The sequence below is a fragment of the Akkermansiaceae bacterium genome (assembly GCA_019634595.1).
In the GTDB taxonomy this organism is placed as follows: Bacteria; Verrucomicrobiota; Verrucomicrobiia; order Verrucomicrobiales; family Akkermansiaceae; genus Luteolibacter.
This window is the reverse complement of the sequence record JAHCBC010000004.1, coordinates 333447-351315: the sequence shown is the minus strand read 5'-3', so window position 1 is coordinate 351315 and position 17869 is coordinate 333447. Positions and strand designations below refer to the sequence as shown.

Sequence of the window (17869 nt, the reverse complement as noted above, 5' to 3'; positions counted from 1 at the left end):
AGCTGGACACAGTCTGCCCCCGAACAGGGGCAGGGCATCCCCCGATAAGCGACAGTCTTGTGACATGCGCGGGCGCATGGGGCGGGAACTGGTGCCGGACAATCAATGTTTCCCATCTACCAATGGGCCTTTGAAACCAAGCATTCTTCAAGGATTTGGCACTTGTTGTGGGGAAATTCCGCAGGTAATCATGCGGGTTCACCGGGCCACCAGTGGCGCCTGACCGAGTAACTTCCCCCCATTTACTCATGAAACTGCTGAAAGCCTACCGGAAGATCTCCGATCTTCCTCTGCACCGTCTTTTGAAAGGAACCGCCGGACGGATGCTCATGTCCGTAAGGCCGGATCTCTCCAACGAGATCAGGAACAAGCCGTTCTCAAACCATCCGCCGCTCAGCGGACGGCTCATCCGGAACGGCCACTTCATGAAAGCGGTCGGCGACGAGGACCACGCGATGATCCGTGACTTCCTGCGGGACTATTGGTCCTCGGGAGCTTCGGATGAGTTCTATGAAGGGCTGTCGCATCGCTACGAAACGCTTTTCCTGGCCTACCATTCCTCGATCGTGGATGAAACCCGCCGGGTGATGGCGGATATGCCCGCGCCCCTCCGCCGGATGGTGGAGATCGGTTCCGGCGATGGGAAGATCCTGGATCATTTCCGCCGCTGTCTCCCGGATCTGGCGGAGTTCCATGGCGTGGATGTCAATCTGCCGCAGGTGGAGAACAACCGCCGCATCCATGCGGAAAGCGGACGGATGTGGTTCCATCACTCGGACGGTCTGCGCTGGCTGGAACAGAACGGCGGACGCGGCACCGTGTTGGTCACCAATGGCGGGGTGCTGGAATATTTCACCAGGCCGGAGTTGCAGGGGCTTTTCGGACGCATGGGCCGGGAGTGGGGGAACTGTGTGGTCTCGCTGACGGAAAGCATCGCCGCGGACCATGACCTGGCGCGTGAGCCCGGCACGTATCCCTACGGCTGGGAGCTTTCCCTGTCGCACAACTACGTCGCCCTCCTGCAGGAGGCGGGTTTCACCATCACCCACGTGAATGACAGGCTCACCACGCCCGAGGAGGCTGATACGGTGGGGCGCTGGCTGCAGGTGGTGGCGGTGGCTCCCTGAACGGCGGAGGATCAGCGCCTGCGGCGGAAAGCCAGCAGTCCGGTGAGGCCTGCGAACAACGCCAGGGAAGACGGCTCCGGGATCATGGCCACCGTGTCTCCGGACGCACGGGCGAGCACGACTCCCGGCATCGGCTTGTTCTCTTCCTCGGCAAAGGAACCCCACTTCTGCACGCGGTCGGTGTGGTTGTCGGTTTCGAATCCACTGCCGGAGGTGTTGCTGAAGACGATGCGGTCCCAGGTGGTGTCGCCTTCGCCGAAGAAGTTCACGAAGGCATAGGGTTCTCCGGCGTTCCCGCCTTGGAAATCACCCTCGTTGGGGTTGCCGTGGTATTCCCTCGAAGTGGCGAGGCGTGAGAGCAGGGTCTCAGTGCTGAAGCGGGCGATCAACGTGTCACCACTGTAGAAGGAAAGCTCGTTCTGGTTGTCACCGGCGGACCACCACATGCCGAAGTAGGCGTGGTTGTCGTTGAAGCTGAGGGTGGAGGTCTCCACTCCACCGGCACCCTGCACGGCGTAGCGGGAACCGTCCGTTCCCGCGCCGCCATAGACATCGGCGTTCTTGATGGTCAGCCGGTCATAGGTGCCGACACCATCCCAACTGACATTGGTCAGGTTTCCGGTGGAGAGGTTGTTGAAGTCGAAAACGCTCGTGTGGGAGAGCGTGGAATTCACACTGCCCGGATTCTCCGCGTAGGTGATGAGAAGGGAGTTCTGGGCGAGTGCGGTGCCGATGGATGCTGCCATCAGGGCAAACGCGGCCGTGAGGCCGAGGGGGCGTTTCATTTGGGGGTGGAAAGGGGGAGGGGGGGCTAACGGAGACAGATTCCCATGGTTTCCGGATTTCCACCATTCCGTGATCGCGGGAGTCCCGCGGAGTTTTTTCCGATAAGCTGGGCCCCGGTGGGGTGTCCCATTGCTTCGGGAGATTCAGTCGATCCTTTCGATCTTATGGCTGGTGCCATCATTGCCGATCAATTCGGCGGAGCGGGATTTGCCGTTCCAGATGAATCTCAGGATAACGGATTTGTCCATGAAGGGCCGCAGTTCGACTGGGCCTTGTTCAGATACCCTCCAGTTGAAATTCGATTGGCTCCAACTGCATTTCAGAACGCCATCCGGCCTGAACCTGATCCATCTCGATTGGTCGGGGTTTTCGGAAAACAACGCGGAGGGAAGCTTCCAGCGGGTGTCCGCGAGTTTTCCGACATCGATGGGGGGCGCGGTGATGGTGCCGGCAGCCGCAGCATTTCTCGCCTCATCGATCTTCTTGATCTCCCGATCCACCGCGACAGCCATATCCAGTTGTCCAAGCCGGGTGTGTTTCAGTTTCAGCGCCTCCAGCGCCTCCGCGTATTTGCCGGAAAGCGGACCGTTCACCCGTGCTGAGGACTCCAGATAGCCCCGCTTCAACGCTGATAGGTCAGCGGGAATCGGTTGCTTTGATGCGGAGTTGCTCCCGCGTGTAATGGATCTGATCTCGGCATCGGTCGCCAACGCGGCTTCGAGATCGCCGGTTTGGGAATACTTCAACTTCAGCGAATGAAGGGCGTCGATGTATTTGGTCCGCAACGGTGAAACGGCCTCTTCCAAAGCCCGCTCGTAGGAAACCCTCAGGGTGGCCAACTCATCGGGAGCCGGGCCTTGCGCGTTGGCCGGAAGCGCGGCGCAGACAGCCAATGCGAACGCAATGAGGGATGTCTTCATGGATCTTCGGATGCTCCATCAACCGGGAGATCCTGTCATCCCAAAAGTGCCGGGGAGATGGCGGCGATGTCCCGCCGGGTCAACGCCTGAACTGGGTGACCTTGTGGGAGCTGTCCTCGGTGCTGATCGTGGCGGTGGGGGACTCGTTGTCCCACTCGAATTTCACCGCCTTCTGCCGGTTCTTGAATGGATAAAAGAGAACGTGGCCATCCCCGGACAGCTTCCAGTTGAAGTTGGCGGTGTTCCACCCGCAGACGAGCCGGCCGTTGGGGGCGAACTGGACCCACTGGCGGTTCGACTCACCACCGGGGAGAAGCTTCTCCGGCATGCGCCATTTCAGTTCCGCCAGTTTTGCAGTGTCGATTTTCGTCGCGGAGCTTTTGGGAGACGCGGCTTCCGCGAGTGCGCTCCGGAGCTTGAGTTCCTTGTCCACCGCGACGGCTTCATCGAGTTTGCCGAGCTGGGTGAACTTCAGCTTCATCGCTTCAAGGGATGCGATGTATCTGCCCATGAGCGGATCAACGGCCTTGGCAGCGGCGTCGGTGTAGATGTTCCGGAGGGCGGCGAGATCTTCCGGGAGCGGTTCCCCGTTTGAAGGGGGCTTGCCGTCGCCGGTGTCCGCCATCCGTTTGATTTCGCCATCAACGGCGAGCGCTCCGTCCAGATCTCCGGACTGGGTGTATTTCAGCTTCAGGGAGTGGAGGCTGTCCACATAGCGCTTCTTCAATGGGTCCAGCACCGCCAGGCTCTCCCTTTCATACGCACCCTGCAAGACGGCGAGCGCCTCCGGCGTTCCCTGCGCAAGGCATGGGGCAGCCGAAAGGACAAGCGTCAGCAGAATGGAGAAGGCTTTCATCGAATGACAAGAATCCCTGCTGTTCTTGGCGCTTCAAGGAAAAACGGGGTGGGTGCAGGTTGATGGCCGTGGGATGGCAGCCCATCCCACGGAACCCCATCCGTCACTCCAGCCTCGCCAGCAGGTCGTCGCTGTCCACTTGATCGCCTTTCTTGACGAGGATCTCCTTCACGGTGCCATCTGCGTTGGCGGAGACGGTGGTGAGCATCTTCATCGCCTCCAGGACGATGAGCTTGTCCCCCGCCTTCACTTCCTGACCGGCGGAGACGGCCACTTCCGTGACCATGCCGGGCATCGGTGCACAGGCTTGCACCGGTGATGACGGATCGCCCTTCGGGCGGCTGGCTTTCGAGACGGAAACGAGCGACTTGTCCGCGACGACGGATTCGCGGGGCATGCCGTTGAGTTCGTAGAACAAGGCGCGGCGGCCCTCGCTGTCCGGCTCACCGATGGAGATGAGCTTGATGATGAGGATTTTCCCGGGGTCGATCTCGACCTCGATTTCCTCACCGATCTGCAGGCCGTAGAAGAACGCCGAGGTCGGCAGGCCACTGAGGTCGTCGTATTTCTTCCGGAACGCGACGAAGTCGGAGAACACCTGCGGATACATCAGGTGGGAGTAGAGATCGTCATCGGTGGCGTCGCGGCCGAGTTTCGTGGTGAGTTCCGCGCGGGTGGCTTCCAGGTCGATTGGTTCCGCGAGTTCGCCGGGCCGCTTGGTGGTGGCTTTCTTGTTGCCGAGCACGACCTTCTGTACGTCCACGGGCCAGCCGCCGTCCGGTTGGCCGAGGCCGCCCGACAGCATGTCGATCACGCTTTCCGGCCAATCGATGGACCCGGGCTTCAGCTTCGGCACATCCGCGGACTTGATCCCGCGGGTGATGAGGAACATGGCCATGTCGCCGACCACTTTGGAGGATGGCGTCACCTTCACGATGTCGCCGAAAAGCTGGTTCACATCCGCATAGGTGCGGGCGATCTCGCGCCAGCGGTGGCCGAGACCCATCGCGTTCGCCTGCTCCCGGAGGTTGGTGTACTGGCCGCCGGGCATCTCATGGTCATAGACCTCCGCGGTGCCTGCGCGGGGCGCGGAGTCGAAGGGCTTGTAGAAGCCGAGGACTTCCTCCCAGTAGTCGGAAACCTCGTTGATCGCCTCGATGTCCAGGCCGGGATCCTGTTCGGAATTAGCGAGGGCCGCGCAGACGGAGTTGAGGTTCGGCTGTGAGGTGGAGCCGGAAAGGGAGGCCACGGCAAGGTCCGCGATGTCCACACCCGCACGCGCCGCGGCGATGACGGAGGCGGCGTTGAGGCCGGAGGTATCGTGGGTATGGAAGTGGATCGGGATGCCGATCTCGCCCTTCAGCGCCTTGACGAGATTGTAGGCCGCCTGCGGCTTGCAGAGGCCCGCCATGTCCTTGATGGCGAGGATGTGCGCGCCCATCGCTTCCAGCTCCTTCGCCTTGGCGACGTAGTATTTCAGAGAATACTTGTCCCGCTTCTCATCCAGGATGTCACCGGTGTAGCAGATGGCGGCTTCGCAGAGAACCTTGCCGTGTTCGCGGACGGCCTCCATGGCCACCTTCATGTTCGGCAGGTAGTTGAGAGAGTCGAAGATGCGGAAGATGTCCATGCCGCTGTCGGCGGCGTGTTTCACGAACCCGGCCACCACGTTGTCCGGATAGTTCGAGTAACCGACGGCGTTCGAGCCGCGGAAAAGCATCTGGAAAAGGATGTTCGGCATCTTCTCGCGGAGCTGGCGCAGGCGCTCCCACGGATCCTCGCTGAGGAAGCGCATGGCGGTGTCGAACGTGGCTCCACCCCAGTTCTCCAGGGAGAATAGCTGCGGCAGGTTGCTCGAATACGTTTCCGCGATGTGCAGCATATCCAGTCCGCGCATGCGCGTGGCAATGAGCGACTGGTGCGCGTCCCGCATCGACGTGTCCGTGATGAGGAGGCGCTTCTGGTCGAGGATCCACTGGGTGAATTTCTCCGGTCCCAGTTCCGTCAGCAGATGCTTCGTGTGCTTCGCAACGGGGTAGCCGCTTTCGCGCTTCGCCGGGATGGTCGCTGCGGGGAGAGGGGATGACGGCCTCCAGTTCTTTGCGGATGGATTCCCGTTGATGGTGATGTCGGAGAGGTAGGCAAGCGTGCGGGTGGCCCGGTCACGCTTGATCTTGAAGTTGAAGAGGGACGTTTTCGTGTCGATCAGCTTCGTGTGCGCCTGGCCGGTGCGGAAGGTCTCATCCGCGATGACGTTCTCAAGGAACGGGATGTTCGTCTTCACACCGCGGATGCGGAACTCGCGCAGGGCGCGGTCCATGCGCTGGCAGGCGATGGGGAAACTGCGGCCCATCGCGGTGACCTTCACCAGCATGGAGTCGTAGTAAGGGGTGACCACGGAACCCGCGTCGCCGGAGGCGGCGTCCAGACGGATGCCGAAGCCAGCGGCGGAGCGGTAGTTCAGGATGCGGCCATAGTCCGGCGCGAAGTTCTTCTCCGGATCTTCCGTGGTGACGCGGCACTGGATGGCAAAGCCATTGCACGGCATCTGGTCCTGCTGGGGGATGGCGATCTCATCCCCGAACAGCGAGTTTCCGGCGGAAACGAGGATCTGCGAGCGGACGAGGTCGATGCCGGTGACGCACTCGGTCACGGTGTGCTCCACCTGGATGCGCGGGTTCATCTCGATGAAGAACCAGTCGTTCTTGTCCATGTCGTAGAGGAACTCGACGGTGCCCGCATTGTTGTAGCCGATGCCCTTTGCAAGCGACACCGCGGCATCACAGAGTTCTTTGCGGACCTTCGGGTCGAGGTTCACCGCGGGGGCCACCTCCACCACCTTCTGGTAACGGCGCTGCACGGAGCAGTCCCGCTCGAAGAGGTGGACGACGTTGCCATGTTGGTCACCGAGGATCTGGACCTCGATGTGCTTTGCCCGGGAAATGTACCGCTCCAGGAAGACGGCGGCGTTTCCGAACGCGTTGAGCGCCTCATTCTGTGCCTCCGCGAGCAGGCCGGGAAGTTGGGAAGGTTTCTCCACCACGCGCATGCCCCGGCCACCGCCGCCGAAGGCAGCCTTGATGATGAGGGGAAAGCCGATTTCATGGGCCACGGTCAGCGCCTGGTCCGGGTCGGTGATCGGCTCTTCGGTGCCGGGCAGGGTGGGGACGTTGAATTTTTCCGCGAGCTGGCGGGCGGCGGTCTTGTCGCCCATGTTTTCCAGCAGCTCCGGGGACGGCCCGATGAAGGTGATGCCCTCCCGTGCGCAGGCGCGGGCGAAGGCGGCGTTCTCAGACAGGAAGCCATAGCCCGGATGGATCATCGTGACCCCTTTTGCCTTGGCCAGCTTCACGATCCCCTCGACATCCAGGTAGGCACCGACCGGCCCCTTGGAGGAGTCCAGTTGGTAGGCCTCGTCGGCCTTGAAACGGTGGATGGAGAAGCGGTCTTCTTCGGCGAAAATCGAGACGGTCCGGAGACCAAGTTCGTTGGCGGCGCGGAAGATGCGGATGGCGATCTCGCCGCGGTTGGCGGCCATCAGTTTTCCGGGATTGGATTGGGTTTCCAGCATGACGGCGGGAGTCTAAAGGGCCGGAAAAGCCAAGGGGAAGAGGGAATTTCCAATGATTCAAAGAACGCAACGGACCGGCGATGATGCGCCGTAATGTTTTTTTTGCCATTGCGGGGATTGTGGCATGTTAGGGCGATATGTGGACGATTTTAGCGCAGACAGTGGTGACGGAGCAGATGGTGGCTGCGGAGCCGCTGACATGGACGGAGCAGGTGACGCGCTACGGCCAGAAGGCCTTGGATTCCGCCGTCGCTTTCGCACCGAAGATCGGCATCGCGCTGGTGATCGGCCTGATCGGCTGGAAACTGGCGAATCTGCTCAGCAAGTGGCTGCACAAGCTGCTGGCGAACAAGCGGGTGGATCCATCGCTCCGACCGTTCCTGGGCAGCCTGCTGGACGCGGCGTTCAAGGTGGCGCTGGCGGTCACGCTGATCAACTATCTGGGCATACCGACGGCTTCGTTCGTCGCCGTCATCGGTGCGGCCGGTCTGGCGGTGGGTCTTGCCCTTTCCGGCACGTTGCAGAATTTCGCCGGTGGTGTGGTGCTGCTGATCATACGCCCATTCCGGGTGGGGGATTCCGTGAAGGCCCAGAGCTTCGAGGGCAAGGTGAAGGAGATCCAGATCTTCCACACGATCCTGCTCACGGCGGACAACCTCACCGTCTTCATCCCGAACGGAAAACTGGTGAACGAATCGATCCTCAACTTCACCACGGCCGGCACCCGGCGGGTGGATCTCACCTTCGGCATCGGTTATGACGACAGCATCGACCAAGCGCGGCAGGTGTTGCTGGACCTCGTCAAAAAGGACGGAAGGGTGCTGGAAAATCCCGCCCCAACGGTGGTGGTGAAAAATCTGGGAGACAGCACCGTGGATCTGCAGGCACGCTTCTGGGTGTCCACCAACGATCATTTCAAAGCCTCCTGCGACATCCGCGAACAGGCCAAAAAAGCCTTTGATGAGGAAAAAATATCACTGCCCTATCCCCAGGTGGACTACCATATCATCGAACACCCCGCCCAGCCGGCGACGACGGAGAGCTAGGGTGTGTGAGCGGAGGGACCATCGTCCTATGGGGCCTGTCCCAACTTTGGCCAGCAGTAAGACCCGAAGCACGACTGGGCCTCTTGTGAACCCACCGCGTGCCATCCGCAGCCGCTGACTTCCTCTTCCTGAAGGGAGAAGTCATGCGCGTGGGCGGAGGTGAACAGGTAGCGGAAATCGAAGTGCCAGTGGCCGTCCTCCTGCTTCTTTGGATTAGCGGGCATCCAATGGGCATCGATGTCCACCGGGTGGTCTCCGGAGGCGGCTGGGTGTGGCTCCACGGTCACGCCTGTTTCCTCCAGAACCTCCCGGGCGGCACTGGCGGCTAGTGAATCGTCACCCTCGAAATGTCCGCCGGGCTGGAGGACGCGGCCGAGTGTCTTGTGGACGATGAGCAGGAGGTTGTCCCGCTCCGCATTGAAGACGATCGCGCTGGTGGTGATGTGGCCGTTGAAATTCTTCCTGCTGAAAAGCTCCTCGTTCACCGCCAGATAGTCGGTGAAAACCCGCAGCCGTTCCGCCTCTCCGGGATGGCGGGAAAGATAAGCGGCGACGATTTCGAGGATCCGGGACTTCTGCATCAGCGGGCGCTCCTTAAATCGACTGGCGGCGGAGGGCAAGTGATGGGATGCTCCCACCAAGCAGACGTGTCCGATCTTTTCACCACTCCCGCCGCCCTCAAAGACAAGCCGAACCCTTCCGAGCCGCTGGCCGCCAGGATGCGGCCCAGGTCGCTCGACGAGGTCGCGGGACAGAAACACATCCTCGCGGAGGGGAAACTGCTCCGCCGGGCCATCGAGTCCGACCGCTTCACGTCCCTCATTTTTTACGGACCTCCGGGGACCGGAAAGACGACGCTGGCCAGCGTGATCGCGCGGACGACCGGTTCACGCTTCGAGTCTCTGAACGGCGTCGAGTCGAACGTGGCGGAGATCCGCGCCAAGATCGACCAGGCCCGCACCTGGCGGGAGCTGCGGGGGGAAACGACGATCCTTTTCATCGATGAAATTCACCGCTTCAACAAGGCGCAGCAGGACGTCTTGCTGCCGCACATCGAGCGCGGAGTGGTGCGGTTCATCGGCGCGACGACGCACAATCCGTATTTCCATGTGAACTCGCCGCTCGTCTCCCGGTCGCAGATCTTCCAACTGGAGGCAGTGCCCGTGGAGGATGTGGTCGCGGTTCTGGAACGGGCCATCTCCGATGAAGAGCGCGGCCTTGGAACCTACCGGGTGGCTGCGGATCCGGAAGCGTTGCAGCATCTGGCGGAAAAGTCCGATGGGGATGTGAGGAAAGCGCTCACCGCACTGGAACTGGCCATCCTGACCACCCATCCGGGCGAGGATGGTTCCGTCCACCTGACCCTGGAAGTGGCGGAGGAGTCCATCCAGCGGAAAGCCGTGGTCTATGATGCGGATGGTGACGCCCACTACGATACCGCCTCCGCGTTCATCAAATCCATCCGCGGCAGTGATCCGGACGCCGCGCTCTACTGGCTGGCGAAGATGCTGCATGCCGGGGAGGATCCGCGTTTCATCTCCCGGCGGCTGGTGATCTCAGCTTCGGAGGACATCGGCCTGGCGGACTCCGGTGCCCTGCGCGTGGCCTTGGATGCCCACGGCGCGCTGGAGTTCGTCGGCATGCCGGAGGGCAGGATCCCGCTGGCCCATGCCACCGTCTATCTGGCGACCGCACCGAAATCGAACACCGCCTACGCCGCTCTAGGAAAGGCGATGTCCGATGTGGAAAGTGGCCGCACGCTGGCAGTTCCTCCGCATCTCCGGACCAGAACCCGCAAAAAGCTCGCCAGTGCCTCCGGAGAAACCGAAGAAAATCTGCGCTACCTTTACTCCCACGACTACGAGGGGGCCTACATCCCGCAGGCCTACCTGCCGGAGGGCCGCACCTACTACCAACCGGGGGAGCAGGGGATGGAGAAGCGGATCAAGGAACGCCTGGACTACTGGCGTTCGCAGATGGAGAAGTAGGGGATTCAACGGCGGATCGCCCTTGCACGGAAGAACGCCCTGCCATGTGTGGTTGGCGGAATCACCAGGCGGTGCTCCCACGCATCTGGGGATTCGGCATCCACTGATCGGGAAATGCCGGGATCAGTCCCGGTATCTTTCCACAAGTTGAGATCTTCCGACCACTCCATCCTGAAATCCACCCCCGGCGCATCCTTGGCGCGGGGATAGAAGATGGAGTGGCTGCCATTTCCTCCGGCAACCAGGCGGATGGTCCGCCCCGGATGGTTCCTGGGATCAACCCCCATCGCATAACCGAGCAATACCTCCTGTTCGTCGTGGCCGGCGAGGGAGTGCAAATCCACCCATTTCGCCAGGTGGGTGGAGGATGCATCGACATGCACCGCGCCACCTTCCGGCCAGACCGATGATTTTTCAGGAGCACCTGCAGCGACATCATCGCCATTGGTCGCGACAGTTGAACCGTAGGCATCCTCCGCCGCGTTTCCCGGCATCCGGATCTTCCGGACGAGAGTCCATGAAGTCAGATCTTCGTTCCCACGGAAAACATAGACAGAGCCTGATTCAACTCCTCCGGTAACGTCTCCGGGAGCGCCAATGACAAGCATGTTACCCATGAGTTGGATGCTGTGGCCAAAGCGGATGGTGTTTTGTCGGTCAGGTGGCTGGATACGGGATATTTCCACCCATTCGCCTGGCGAAGCGGTGTTCTTTTTGAAGATCGACACCCATTCTCCGGGAGGCTGGCCGAAGCCTGGTGCTGCGCTGATGGCTACGGTGTCTCCGGACAGGGAGCATGCTCCGAGCATGACGTATGGATTGGACGTGGTGAGGCCGGACGCATATTCCCAGCCGCTGGCTCCACGTTCCATCACCGAAGCCCAGTTGGAATTGCCTGAGCTGATCAGAATCCCTCCGGAGACCGTGACATGATTCCCGGAGCCGGATGCGGGAACCTTCCCCCATTTTCCGGCTCCTCCCTGATTGCGTTCGAAGACATTCAGATGGTCCCAGGTGGAGATGGCCGCCAGGACGTCTCCATCCAGAGAGAGGCGGTGGGCGAGACAGTCCGTAATGGTGAGGATTTTCCCCCATTGGCCGATGCCGCCATGGTCGCGGCCGAACAGGTGGATTTCGCGTGAGCCGGGTGCGGCGACAGCCAGTGTGCCGTTGCGGAGGGCGACAGCGGAACCGAAATGGGAATACAGTGAATCGTTGCCGGGGGTGATGGTCTTCACGTTTTCCCAGGAACCCTCCAGGGTCTTTTGGTAGAGATAGACAATGCCGCCGTTTTCATACGGGTCATCCGCGAAAGGGGTACCTACGGCAAGGAGGTCGCCATCCATGGCGAGGCTTTCGCCGAAGTGATCGCCTGCGGCTTCGGGAGAAGTCCTGAAGACTTCGTCCTCATGGAGAATGGAGCCAGAAGGGGCCTGGGGGATAGTGAAACTGAACACAGCTCCAGCGTAGTTGTTGGGGGTGCCTCCCCATAGGTCCGCTGCGACCACGCGGTCGGTGGACAACCCCAGCTCCCGCCCGAATCCCTCGGAGGCGTATCCGCCTGGAAGCAACCGGGCGAAAAAGTCGAAGGAATCCCCGGCCCGCCGGTAAAGGTGGATTGTCTGATCGGAACCCTCCATGCCCACTGCGATGGTATCTCCGGTGAAGGAGATGCTGGCTCCGAATGCCTGGGCTGTTCCTTCAGGGAGGATGATCTGCTCTTCGCCCCAGGCATCCGTGCCACCCACGTTCCGTCCCAGGACACGGACTTCACCCGTGTTTCCCGTCGTGAAACGGGCAGGAATCCCCAGGATGATCCGGTCTCCATGCATGGCGACGCCGGAACGTACTCCCGTATGATGGATCGGGGCGAGAGCCATTCCGGGTTCCCAGCTTCCGGATTCACCGCGTTTGAAGAGCTGGGGAGTGCCGGTGAACGAAGCGAACGAGTTTTCAGCGACCAAGATGGCAAAATCGCCGGAGAGTGCCTGCGGAGTTCTTGCTCCGGTGGCGACGGTCTGCAGCATGGCCCATGTGCCGGTTTCCGGACTGTAGCCATATTCATCGGTGCGGTTGTTCCCGGCAATGAGCATCCGGGTGCCGGAAAGGGCGACTCCCCCGGATCTCATCGCCATCTCCGCGGTGAGTCCCCAGTTATCCGTCCCTCCGCTGTTCCGGCCATACATCCGGATGGATTGGGCGGATCTGATACATAGGTGGCTGCCTGACAGGTGGACGGACTCCACATCATCCACCGCCGGAATGACTTTCGATGTTCTCCATCCCTCCTCATGCCGGATCCTGATGATCACCTGCCCGTTGCCGGAAGCACTGACGGCCATGTGGTCACCATCCGCTGACAGGGAGTCACCCAGCCGATGCCAGCCTGTGGTGCCAGGGGGGAAGAGAACTTCCGCTGATGCTGCCGTGAATCCGGAAAAAATTATGAGGGACACCAGGATACGAGCAATCATCGCTGATAAGCATGCTCCGGGAATCATCCTGGCGGCAAGGAGTTATGGCTCCAGCCGCCGGATCTTACTTGTCACCTGACTTGGAGGCCTTGGCGGGGTTAGCAAGGGTCCGCTCGATGAACTCGATGATGCCGCCCGCCACGTCCTTTTTGGATGATTGCTCGATGCCTTCCAGACCGGGGGAGGAGTTCACCTCCATGACCACGGGGCCGTGGTTCGAGCGGAGCAGATCGACACCGGCGACGTTGAGTCCCATGGCCTTCGCCGCACGGATGGCGGTGGCGCGTTCCTCCGGGGTGATTTTCACCTTTTCGGCGGAGCCGCCGCGATGGAGGTTCGAGCGGAACTCGCCCTCGGGAGCCTGACGTTTCATGGAGGCGACGACCTTTCCTCCGACCACGATGCAGCGGATGTCGGAACCTTTCGCTTCCTTGATGAATTCCTGCACCAGAATGTTCGCGTTCAGGTCCTTGAACGCCTCGATCACGGAGCTGGCGGCGTTCGCCGTTTCAGCCAGCACGACGCCGACGCCCTGCGTGCCTTCCAGCAGTTTGATGACCAGTGGTGCGCCGCCGCACATTTCGATGAGTTTCCCGGTGGCGTCCGTGTGGTGGGCGAAGCCGGTGACCGGCAGGCCGACGCCGCGTTTCGCGAGGATCTGCATCGAGCGCAGCTTGTCCCGGGAGCGGGCGATGGCGACGGAATCGTTGAGGGTGAAGACGTTCATCATCTCGAACTGGCGGACGACGGCGTTGCCGTAGAACGTGTGCCTCGCCGCGATGCGGGGAATGACGGCGTCCGCCTGGAGTTCCTCCCCGTCCACGTAGATGCGCGGCTTGCGGGAGGTGATGTTCATGTAGCAGCGCAGGTAGTCCACCACCCGGACATCGTGGCCGCGCTTTTCGGCGGCCTTGACGAGCGCATCGGTGCTGTAGAGCTGCGGGTTGCGGGAAAGGATGAGGAGCTTCATGGAACGATGCACGCGGATGGGTGCAATAGACGCGCTCCGGCCATGGTCAACCGGAATTCGTGTGACGGGATTGGAATATGGTGGCACCGGACGGACAACAGTCCGCCATCATTTCACCGGGGAATAATCCGTTGCCTTGAGAAGCTCGGATTTCACGCCGTCCTCCACGGTCAGTGAGCCACCCGCGGCGGCTTCGGAGGCGGCGCGTGCCTTGATCCACTCCGGGTCCGCGCGGAAGGCGGTGAAAGATGCCTTGCCCGCTTCAGGAGACGCGTGGGCGAGGAAGTAGATGAGGGTGTTTTCCGCGCCCGGCTCACCTTTCGATGGGGTGAAGTAGTGGAAGTGGCGCATGCCATGTTTCGTGAACAGCGCGACGGTGTGCTCGCGGAAGCGTTTCAGCAGGTGATCCAGATTTCCCGGGCCGGTCGTGTAGGTCCGCAGTTCGAAGGTCTGCGGTGCGTCAGCCGCGGCGTAGGTGATGGTGGAGAAATCCGTGGGGGAGAGGAAGCGGTTGTCGGCCTTGGCGACCAGCTTTCCCCCTTCTTCGGATTTCGCCTTGGCGGCCACCCATTCCGGATCCGCCTGGAAAGCGGCCCATGATTTGTCACGGGAGGCCTTGTCCGGATAGGAAAGCAGGTAGACCAGCTTGTTCTCCGTGTTTTCCAGTGGCACCCAATAGCCGACGTTGGTCATTCCATGCTTGGCGAAAAGCTTGGTGGTATGGTCGCGGAAGCGCGAGTTCAGCGCGTCCAGTTTTCCTTCCGCGGCATAGTAGGTGCGGAGTTCGAAGCAGGTGTTGGTGGAACTTTCAGCCGCGGTGGAGGACATGGCGGAGAGGATGGAAAGGGCAAGCAGGCGGAGGAACGAGGCGCGTCTCATGGCTTTGCCCGACACTGGAAATCGGGGCGGGGGCTTTGGCGAGGCAAATCCGCGGTTCAGACCCGGAACAGTCCTCCGCGTTTTCCCGCCAGGATGGCCGCACCCATGATGGCTACGGAAAGGAATACCATCGCCCATACGCCCAGTGCGGCGGCCAGCTCGGTCCCGTTGCCCAGTGTGCTGAGCAGGGTGTAGATCGCCTTGGTGATGGGGTAGTGCTGGGTTTGCTGGGCAAGGATGAGACTGTCGCTCACCTCCAGCATCGCAAAGGCGAAGGCGAAGATGGACCCGGCCATGAGATTCGCCCCGATGAGCGGGATGGCGATCCTCCGCAGGGTGCGTGACGGTGTGGCGCCCAGCGAGCGGGCGGCTTCCTCCAGCGCCGGGTTGCTTTGCTGGAGGCCCGCCACCGCGGACCTGACGACGTAGGGCAGTCGGCGGAAGGCGTAGGCGATCACCAGCAGGAGGAAAGGACTCCCGTCCGCGCCGATGAGGAAGTGGAACGGCTTGTCCTCCTGGGATAGGGCGAGATAGCCGAAGGCCATCACCAGCCCGGGCACCGCGAGCGGCAGCATCACCAGGGCGTCCAACCACCCGCGTGACCGCAGATTTGACCGGACCACCACCCACGCCACCGCCAGTCCGATGGCGAGCGCGACCAACGTGGCACACCCGGCATACATGAGGCTGTTCTGGATCGACGGAACGACCAGACCGTTCCCCAGCGCTTCGGTGTAGTGCCGGGCGGTGAATTCATCCGGCACCACCGTGCCATACCATCGACCGGCCAGCGAAAGGAGGATCACCCCGAGATGCGGGACTGAGGCGAGGAGGAACACCCCGAGGAACAACAGGGCGCACGCGGCCGAGCGGATGCCGCCGATGCGTTTCAGGTCGGACCGTCCCTTCGGGCGCGGTGCGGTGCCCAGGGGGGAACGCCCCATCACCAACTTCGAAAGGGAAAACACCACCGCTGCGACGACCAGGAGGATGGCCGTGAGGGCATAGGGGGTGGGGTTTTTGTCCAGCCCCTTGATGCCATCGAAGATCTGCACCGGGGCCACCCTGGAGTAGTCGAAGACCAGCGGCACCCCCAGCTCCGTGAAGGCCCAGATGAAGACGATGGAGGAACCCGCGAAAACACCGGGCATGGAGAGTGGCAGGGTGATGCGGAGGAACCGTTTCCATGGCGGGCAGCCCAGGTTTTCCGCCGCTTGTTCCATCGCCGGATCCAGATTGGACAACGCGGCGGCGATGTTCATGTAGAGGATGGGGTAGAGATGCAGCGCGTTCATCACGACGATGCCTGTGAACCGTCCGTGCGCTAGCCAGTCGTAGGGCAATGCCGGGTCCATCATCCCCAGGTCGATGAGCAGGGCGTTCAGCGCTCCATTCACCCCCAGCATCTGCTTCACCCCCACCGCTCCGACGAAGGGCGGGACGATCAGTGGGGCCAGCACCAGCACGCCGAGCACCCTTCGCCCCATGAAATCATAGCGGTGCCCGATGAGGGCGAGGGGAAAGGCGATCGCCAGCGTGGCGATGGTGCTGGTGATGCCGAGGGCAAAGGCATTCCACAGGCCCTCCCGGTAGATCGGGTTCCGGAACACGGCGATGATGAACTCGAGCGTGTAGCGGGTGGAGCCATCCGGCCCCTTCAACTCGAAGGCCTGCTTCACCACCATCCCCGCCGGATAGAGGAAGAACACCGCGAACAGCAGCGTGACGATGGCCGTGAGGAAGATGGCGGTGCCCCGTTTCATCGGGCGGTGGTGGTTTTCGCCCGCGCCATGGCGGCGGCGCGGCGGTAGTTTTCCCGGAACCATTCGCCCAACTCCGCTGCCCGTGCGGCGGCCACCATGGGGTCTTTGGAATCCAGCCGGGCATCTCCCTTGCCCACTGCGGAGTAGGGGACCATGGACACATCAGCGAACACGGCCAGGGCATCCGCCGGCATGCCGGCATCGCGGAGTGCCTGCCAGGCATCCTTCATTTCCTCATGGGAGTCGATGCACATCACCTTCACCAGATTCCGGATGGTGTTGAAGGCCTTGCTGCCGGTGAGTTCCGGACGGTAGGTGAAGTTCCCCTCATCCGTGTAAGGGTGGACGCCGGGCATGCTGGAGGCTGCCAGATTCTCCGGCGTATAGACGTCCTTTCTCACCGGCATGCGGTGCAGCGAACGGGCGATGGGGCCGTGGGGTGTGCCCGGTTTTCCGAACCAGATCCGCTGGGCCTCCGGTGTCAGGCAGAATTCGACGAACGCCTGCGCGATCTCCGGATGGGGCGCGCCTTTCAATACGGCAATGGGATCCCCGCTCAGCGTGGTGCCCGCATGGGGGGCGATCCACTTCAGGCGCGGGCGGCCATCGGCGGTGGTGAATTCGCCCTCATAGGATCTGCCGTAAAAGTCGATGCACATACCCGCCGCGGCATTTCCCTGGACCACATCCTGCGGGGGCTTCGGTGCGCTGTCCGTGAAATAACGGGCATTCGCCGCCATCCGCTGGATGAGCCGGAGCCCGTTGTCCCATCCTCTGGCAATCGCCGCATCCGCGTCTCCCTGTGAGGATGCCGGCTCGCGCTGCATATGGGTTTGCAGGATCAGTTCGAACGCACGCGCAACGGAGCCGCTTTTGGTGGGGTCCGCTAGTGCCAGCGAACCCGCATAGCCTGGATCGCCCAAGTCATCCCACTGTGCCGGCTCAGGCAGGCCCATGCGTTTGATCGCGTCCGGATTGTAGCAAATGCCGAACTGGGACATGCATGTGGCCACCCAGGTGTGGTCGGCGGCGTAGTATCGCTCCCCGGTGAAGGTTTCCGGGATCACGCCGCCTTCACCGAACCATTCCGGATGCTTCGTGAAAACATCGAGCGGTGCCAGCCGTCCGAGCCTTGCCTGGCCTGAGAAATCCGGCTCGCCGCCGCCGAAAAAGATATCGATGCCAATACCCTCGCGCCTTCCGTCCGCCGCCGCCTCGAATCCGGCGTCCAGCACCATCCTGATTTCCGAGGTGCCGCCCGGCTTCCGCCAGTCCAGATAGATCGTCCTCCCGGTGGAGCGCTTCCACCATGCGGCGAACGCTTCCTCGAACTCCAGGCGGATGGACTCATGGTGCGGGGTGATGATCACCAGCCGGTCATCCGCCTCGGCAGGGGATACCGTCGCTGTCTCGCGTCGCATGACCACCGGCAGGGCCACGATGACCGCCAGCAGGCCCAGGATCAGCAGCGCGCGCGTTTTCACCGTGG

The 17869-nt window shown here is 61.9% G+C and carries 13 protein-coding genes; 3 read left to right on the top strand and 10 right to left on the bottom strand.

What is annotated here, in order from left to right:
* Window positions 1-248 precede the first annotated feature (248 nt).
* A complete protein-coding gene (locus KF712_16645) occupies window positions 249-1127 on the top strand; it encodes a class I SAM-dependent methyltransferase (GenBank protein ID MBX3742617.1) in 879 nt (292 codons plus the stop codon).
* Between the two features lie 11 nt (window positions 1128-1138).
* On the opposite strand, the gene KF712_16640 is transcribed toward KF712_16645, so the two are convergent.
* From KF712_16640 to KF712_16625, 4 genes are all read right to left on the bottom strand, one after another.
* Window positions 1139-1912, bottom strand: coding sequence for a PEP-CTERM sorting domain-containing protein (locus KF712_16640; protein MBX3742616.1), 774 nt, complete (start codon window positions 1910-1912; stop codon window positions 1139-1141).
* A 144-nt stretch (window positions 1913-2056) separates the two neighbouring features.
* Window positions 2057-2833, bottom strand: coding sequence for a hypothetical protein (locus KF712_16635; protein ID MBX3742615.1), 777 nt, complete (start codon window positions 2831-2833; stop codon window positions 2057-2059).
* Between the two features lie 79 nt (window positions 2834-2912).
* Window positions 2913-3689 (bottom strand): hypothetical protein, encoded by a 777-nt coding sequence (locus KF712_16630; protein MBX3742614.1) that lies wholly within the window; start codon window positions 3687-3689, stop codon window positions 2913-2915.
* Window positions 3690-3792: 103 nt separating this feature from the next.
* Window positions 3793-7260 carry a pyruvate carboxylase gene (locus KF712_16625; GenBank protein MBX3742613.1) on the bottom strand — a complete coding sequence of 1156 codons (3468 nt, stop codon included), beginning with the start codon at window positions 7258-7260 and terminating at the stop codon, window positions 3793-3795.
* Between the two features lie 137 nt (window positions 7261-7397).
* On the opposite strand from KF712_16625, the gene KF712_16620 reads away from it, so the two are divergent.
* Window positions 7398-8306, top strand: coding sequence for a mechanosensitive ion channel (locus KF712_16620; protein MBX3742612.1), 909 nt, complete (start codon window positions 7398-7400; stop codon window positions 8304-8306).
* Between the two features lie 26 nt (window positions 8307-8332).
* On the opposite strand, the gene KF712_16615 is transcribed toward KF712_16620, so the two are convergent.
* A complete protein-coding gene (locus KF712_16615; GenBank protein ID MBX3742611.1) occupies window positions 8333-8887 on the bottom strand; it encodes an NUDIX domain-containing protein in 555 nt (184 codons plus the stop codon).
* 42 nt (window positions 8888-8929) lie between these two features.
* Here KF712_16615 and KF712_16610 point away from each other — a divergent pair, with 42 nt between their 5' ends.
* Window positions 8930-10294, top strand: coding sequence for a replication-associated recombination protein A (locus tag KF712_16610; GenBank protein MBX3742610.1), 1365 nt, complete (start codon window positions 8930-8932; stop codon window positions 10292-10294).
* A gap of 5 nt (window positions 10295-10299) precedes the next feature.
* Here KF712_16610 and KF712_16605 read toward each other — a convergent pair whose 3' ends face one another.
* From KF712_16605 to KF712_16585, 5 genes are all read right to left on the bottom strand, one after another.
* Window positions 10300-12636, bottom strand: coding sequence for an FG-GAP repeat protein (locus KF712_16605; GenBank protein MBX3742609.1), 2337 nt, complete (start codon window positions 12634-12636; stop codon window positions 10300-10302).
* A gap of 196 nt (window positions 12637-12832) precedes the next feature.
* Window positions 12833-13738: a 30S ribosomal protein S6--L-glutamate ligase gene (gene rimK, locus KF712_16600; protein ID MBX3742608.1), complete on the bottom strand. Its 906-nt coding sequence runs from the start codon at window positions 13736-13738 to the stop codon at window positions 12833-12835.
* A gap of 108 nt (window positions 13739-13846) precedes the next feature.
* Window positions 13847-14617, bottom strand: a complete 771-nt coding sequence (locus KF712_16595) for an NIPSNAP family protein (protein ID MBX3742607.1) — start codon at window positions 14615-14617, stop codon at window positions 13847-13849.
* Window positions 14618-14673: 56 nt separating this feature from the next.
* The gene (locus tag KF712_16590; GenBank protein MBX3742606.1) at window positions 14674-16380 is read right to left on the bottom strand and encodes an iron ABC transporter permease; all 1707 of its coding nucleotides are present in this window, start codon (window positions 16378-16380) and stop codon (window positions 14674-14676) included.
* A complete protein-coding gene (locus KF712_16585; protein MBX3742605.1) occupies window positions 16377-17864 on the bottom strand; it encodes an extracellular solute-binding protein in 1488 nt (495 codons plus the stop codon). Before KF712_16585 ends, KF712_16590 begins: the two co-directional genes overlap by 4 nt.
* Window positions 17865-17869 lie beyond the last annotated feature (5 nt).

Excerpts from the sequence above, each read along its gene's own strand:
- KF712_16635 (MBX3742615.1), bottom strand. The coding sequence starts at position 2,833 with ATGAAGACATCCCTCATTGCGTTCGCATTGGCTGTCTGCGCCGCGCTT.
- KF712_16610 (MBX3742610.1), top strand. The coding sequence starts at position 8,930 with ATGGGATGCTCCCACCAAGCAGACGTGTCCGATCTTTTCACCACTCCC.
- KF712_16640 (MBX3742616.1), bottom strand. The coding sequence starts at position 1,912 with ATGAAACGCCCCCTCGGCCTCACGGCCGCGTTTGCCCTGATGGCAGCA.
- KF712_16605 (MBX3742609.1), bottom strand. The coding sequence starts at position 12,636 with ATGGCCGTCAGTGCTTCCGGCAACGGGCAGGTGATCATCAGGATCCGG.
- KF712_16625 (MBX3742613.1), bottom strand. The coding sequence starts at position 7,260 with ATGCTGGAAACCCAATCCAATCCCGGAAAACTGATGGCCGCCAACCGC.
- KF712_16590 (MBX3742606.1), bottom strand. The coding sequence starts at position 16,380 with ATGAAACGGGGCACCGCCATCTTCCTCACGGCCATCGTCACGCTGCTG.
- KF712_16620 (MBX3742612.1), top strand. The coding sequence starts at position 7,398 with ATGTGGACGATTTTAGCGCAGACAGTGGTGACGGAGCAGATGGTGGCT.
- rimK (MBX3742608.1), bottom strand. The coding sequence starts at position 13,738 with ATGAAGCTCCTCATCCTTTCCCGCAACCCGCAGCTCTACAGCACCGAT.
- KF712_16615 (MBX3742611.1), bottom strand. The coding sequence starts at position 8,887 with ATGCAGAAGTCCCGGATCCTCGAAATCGTCGCCGCTTATCTTTCCCGC.
- KF712_16595 (MBX3742607.1), bottom strand. The coding sequence starts at position 14,617 with ATGAGACGCGCCTCGTTCCTCCGCCTGCTTGCCCTTTCCATCCTCTCC.
- KF712_16630 (MBX3742614.1), bottom strand. The coding sequence starts at position 3,689 with ATGAAAGCCTTCTCCATTCTGCTGACGCTTGTCCTTTCGGCTGCCCCA.
- KF712_16645 (MBX3742617.1), top strand. The coding sequence starts at position 249 with ATGAAACTGCTGAAAGCCTACCGGAAGATCTCCGATCTTCCTCTGCAC.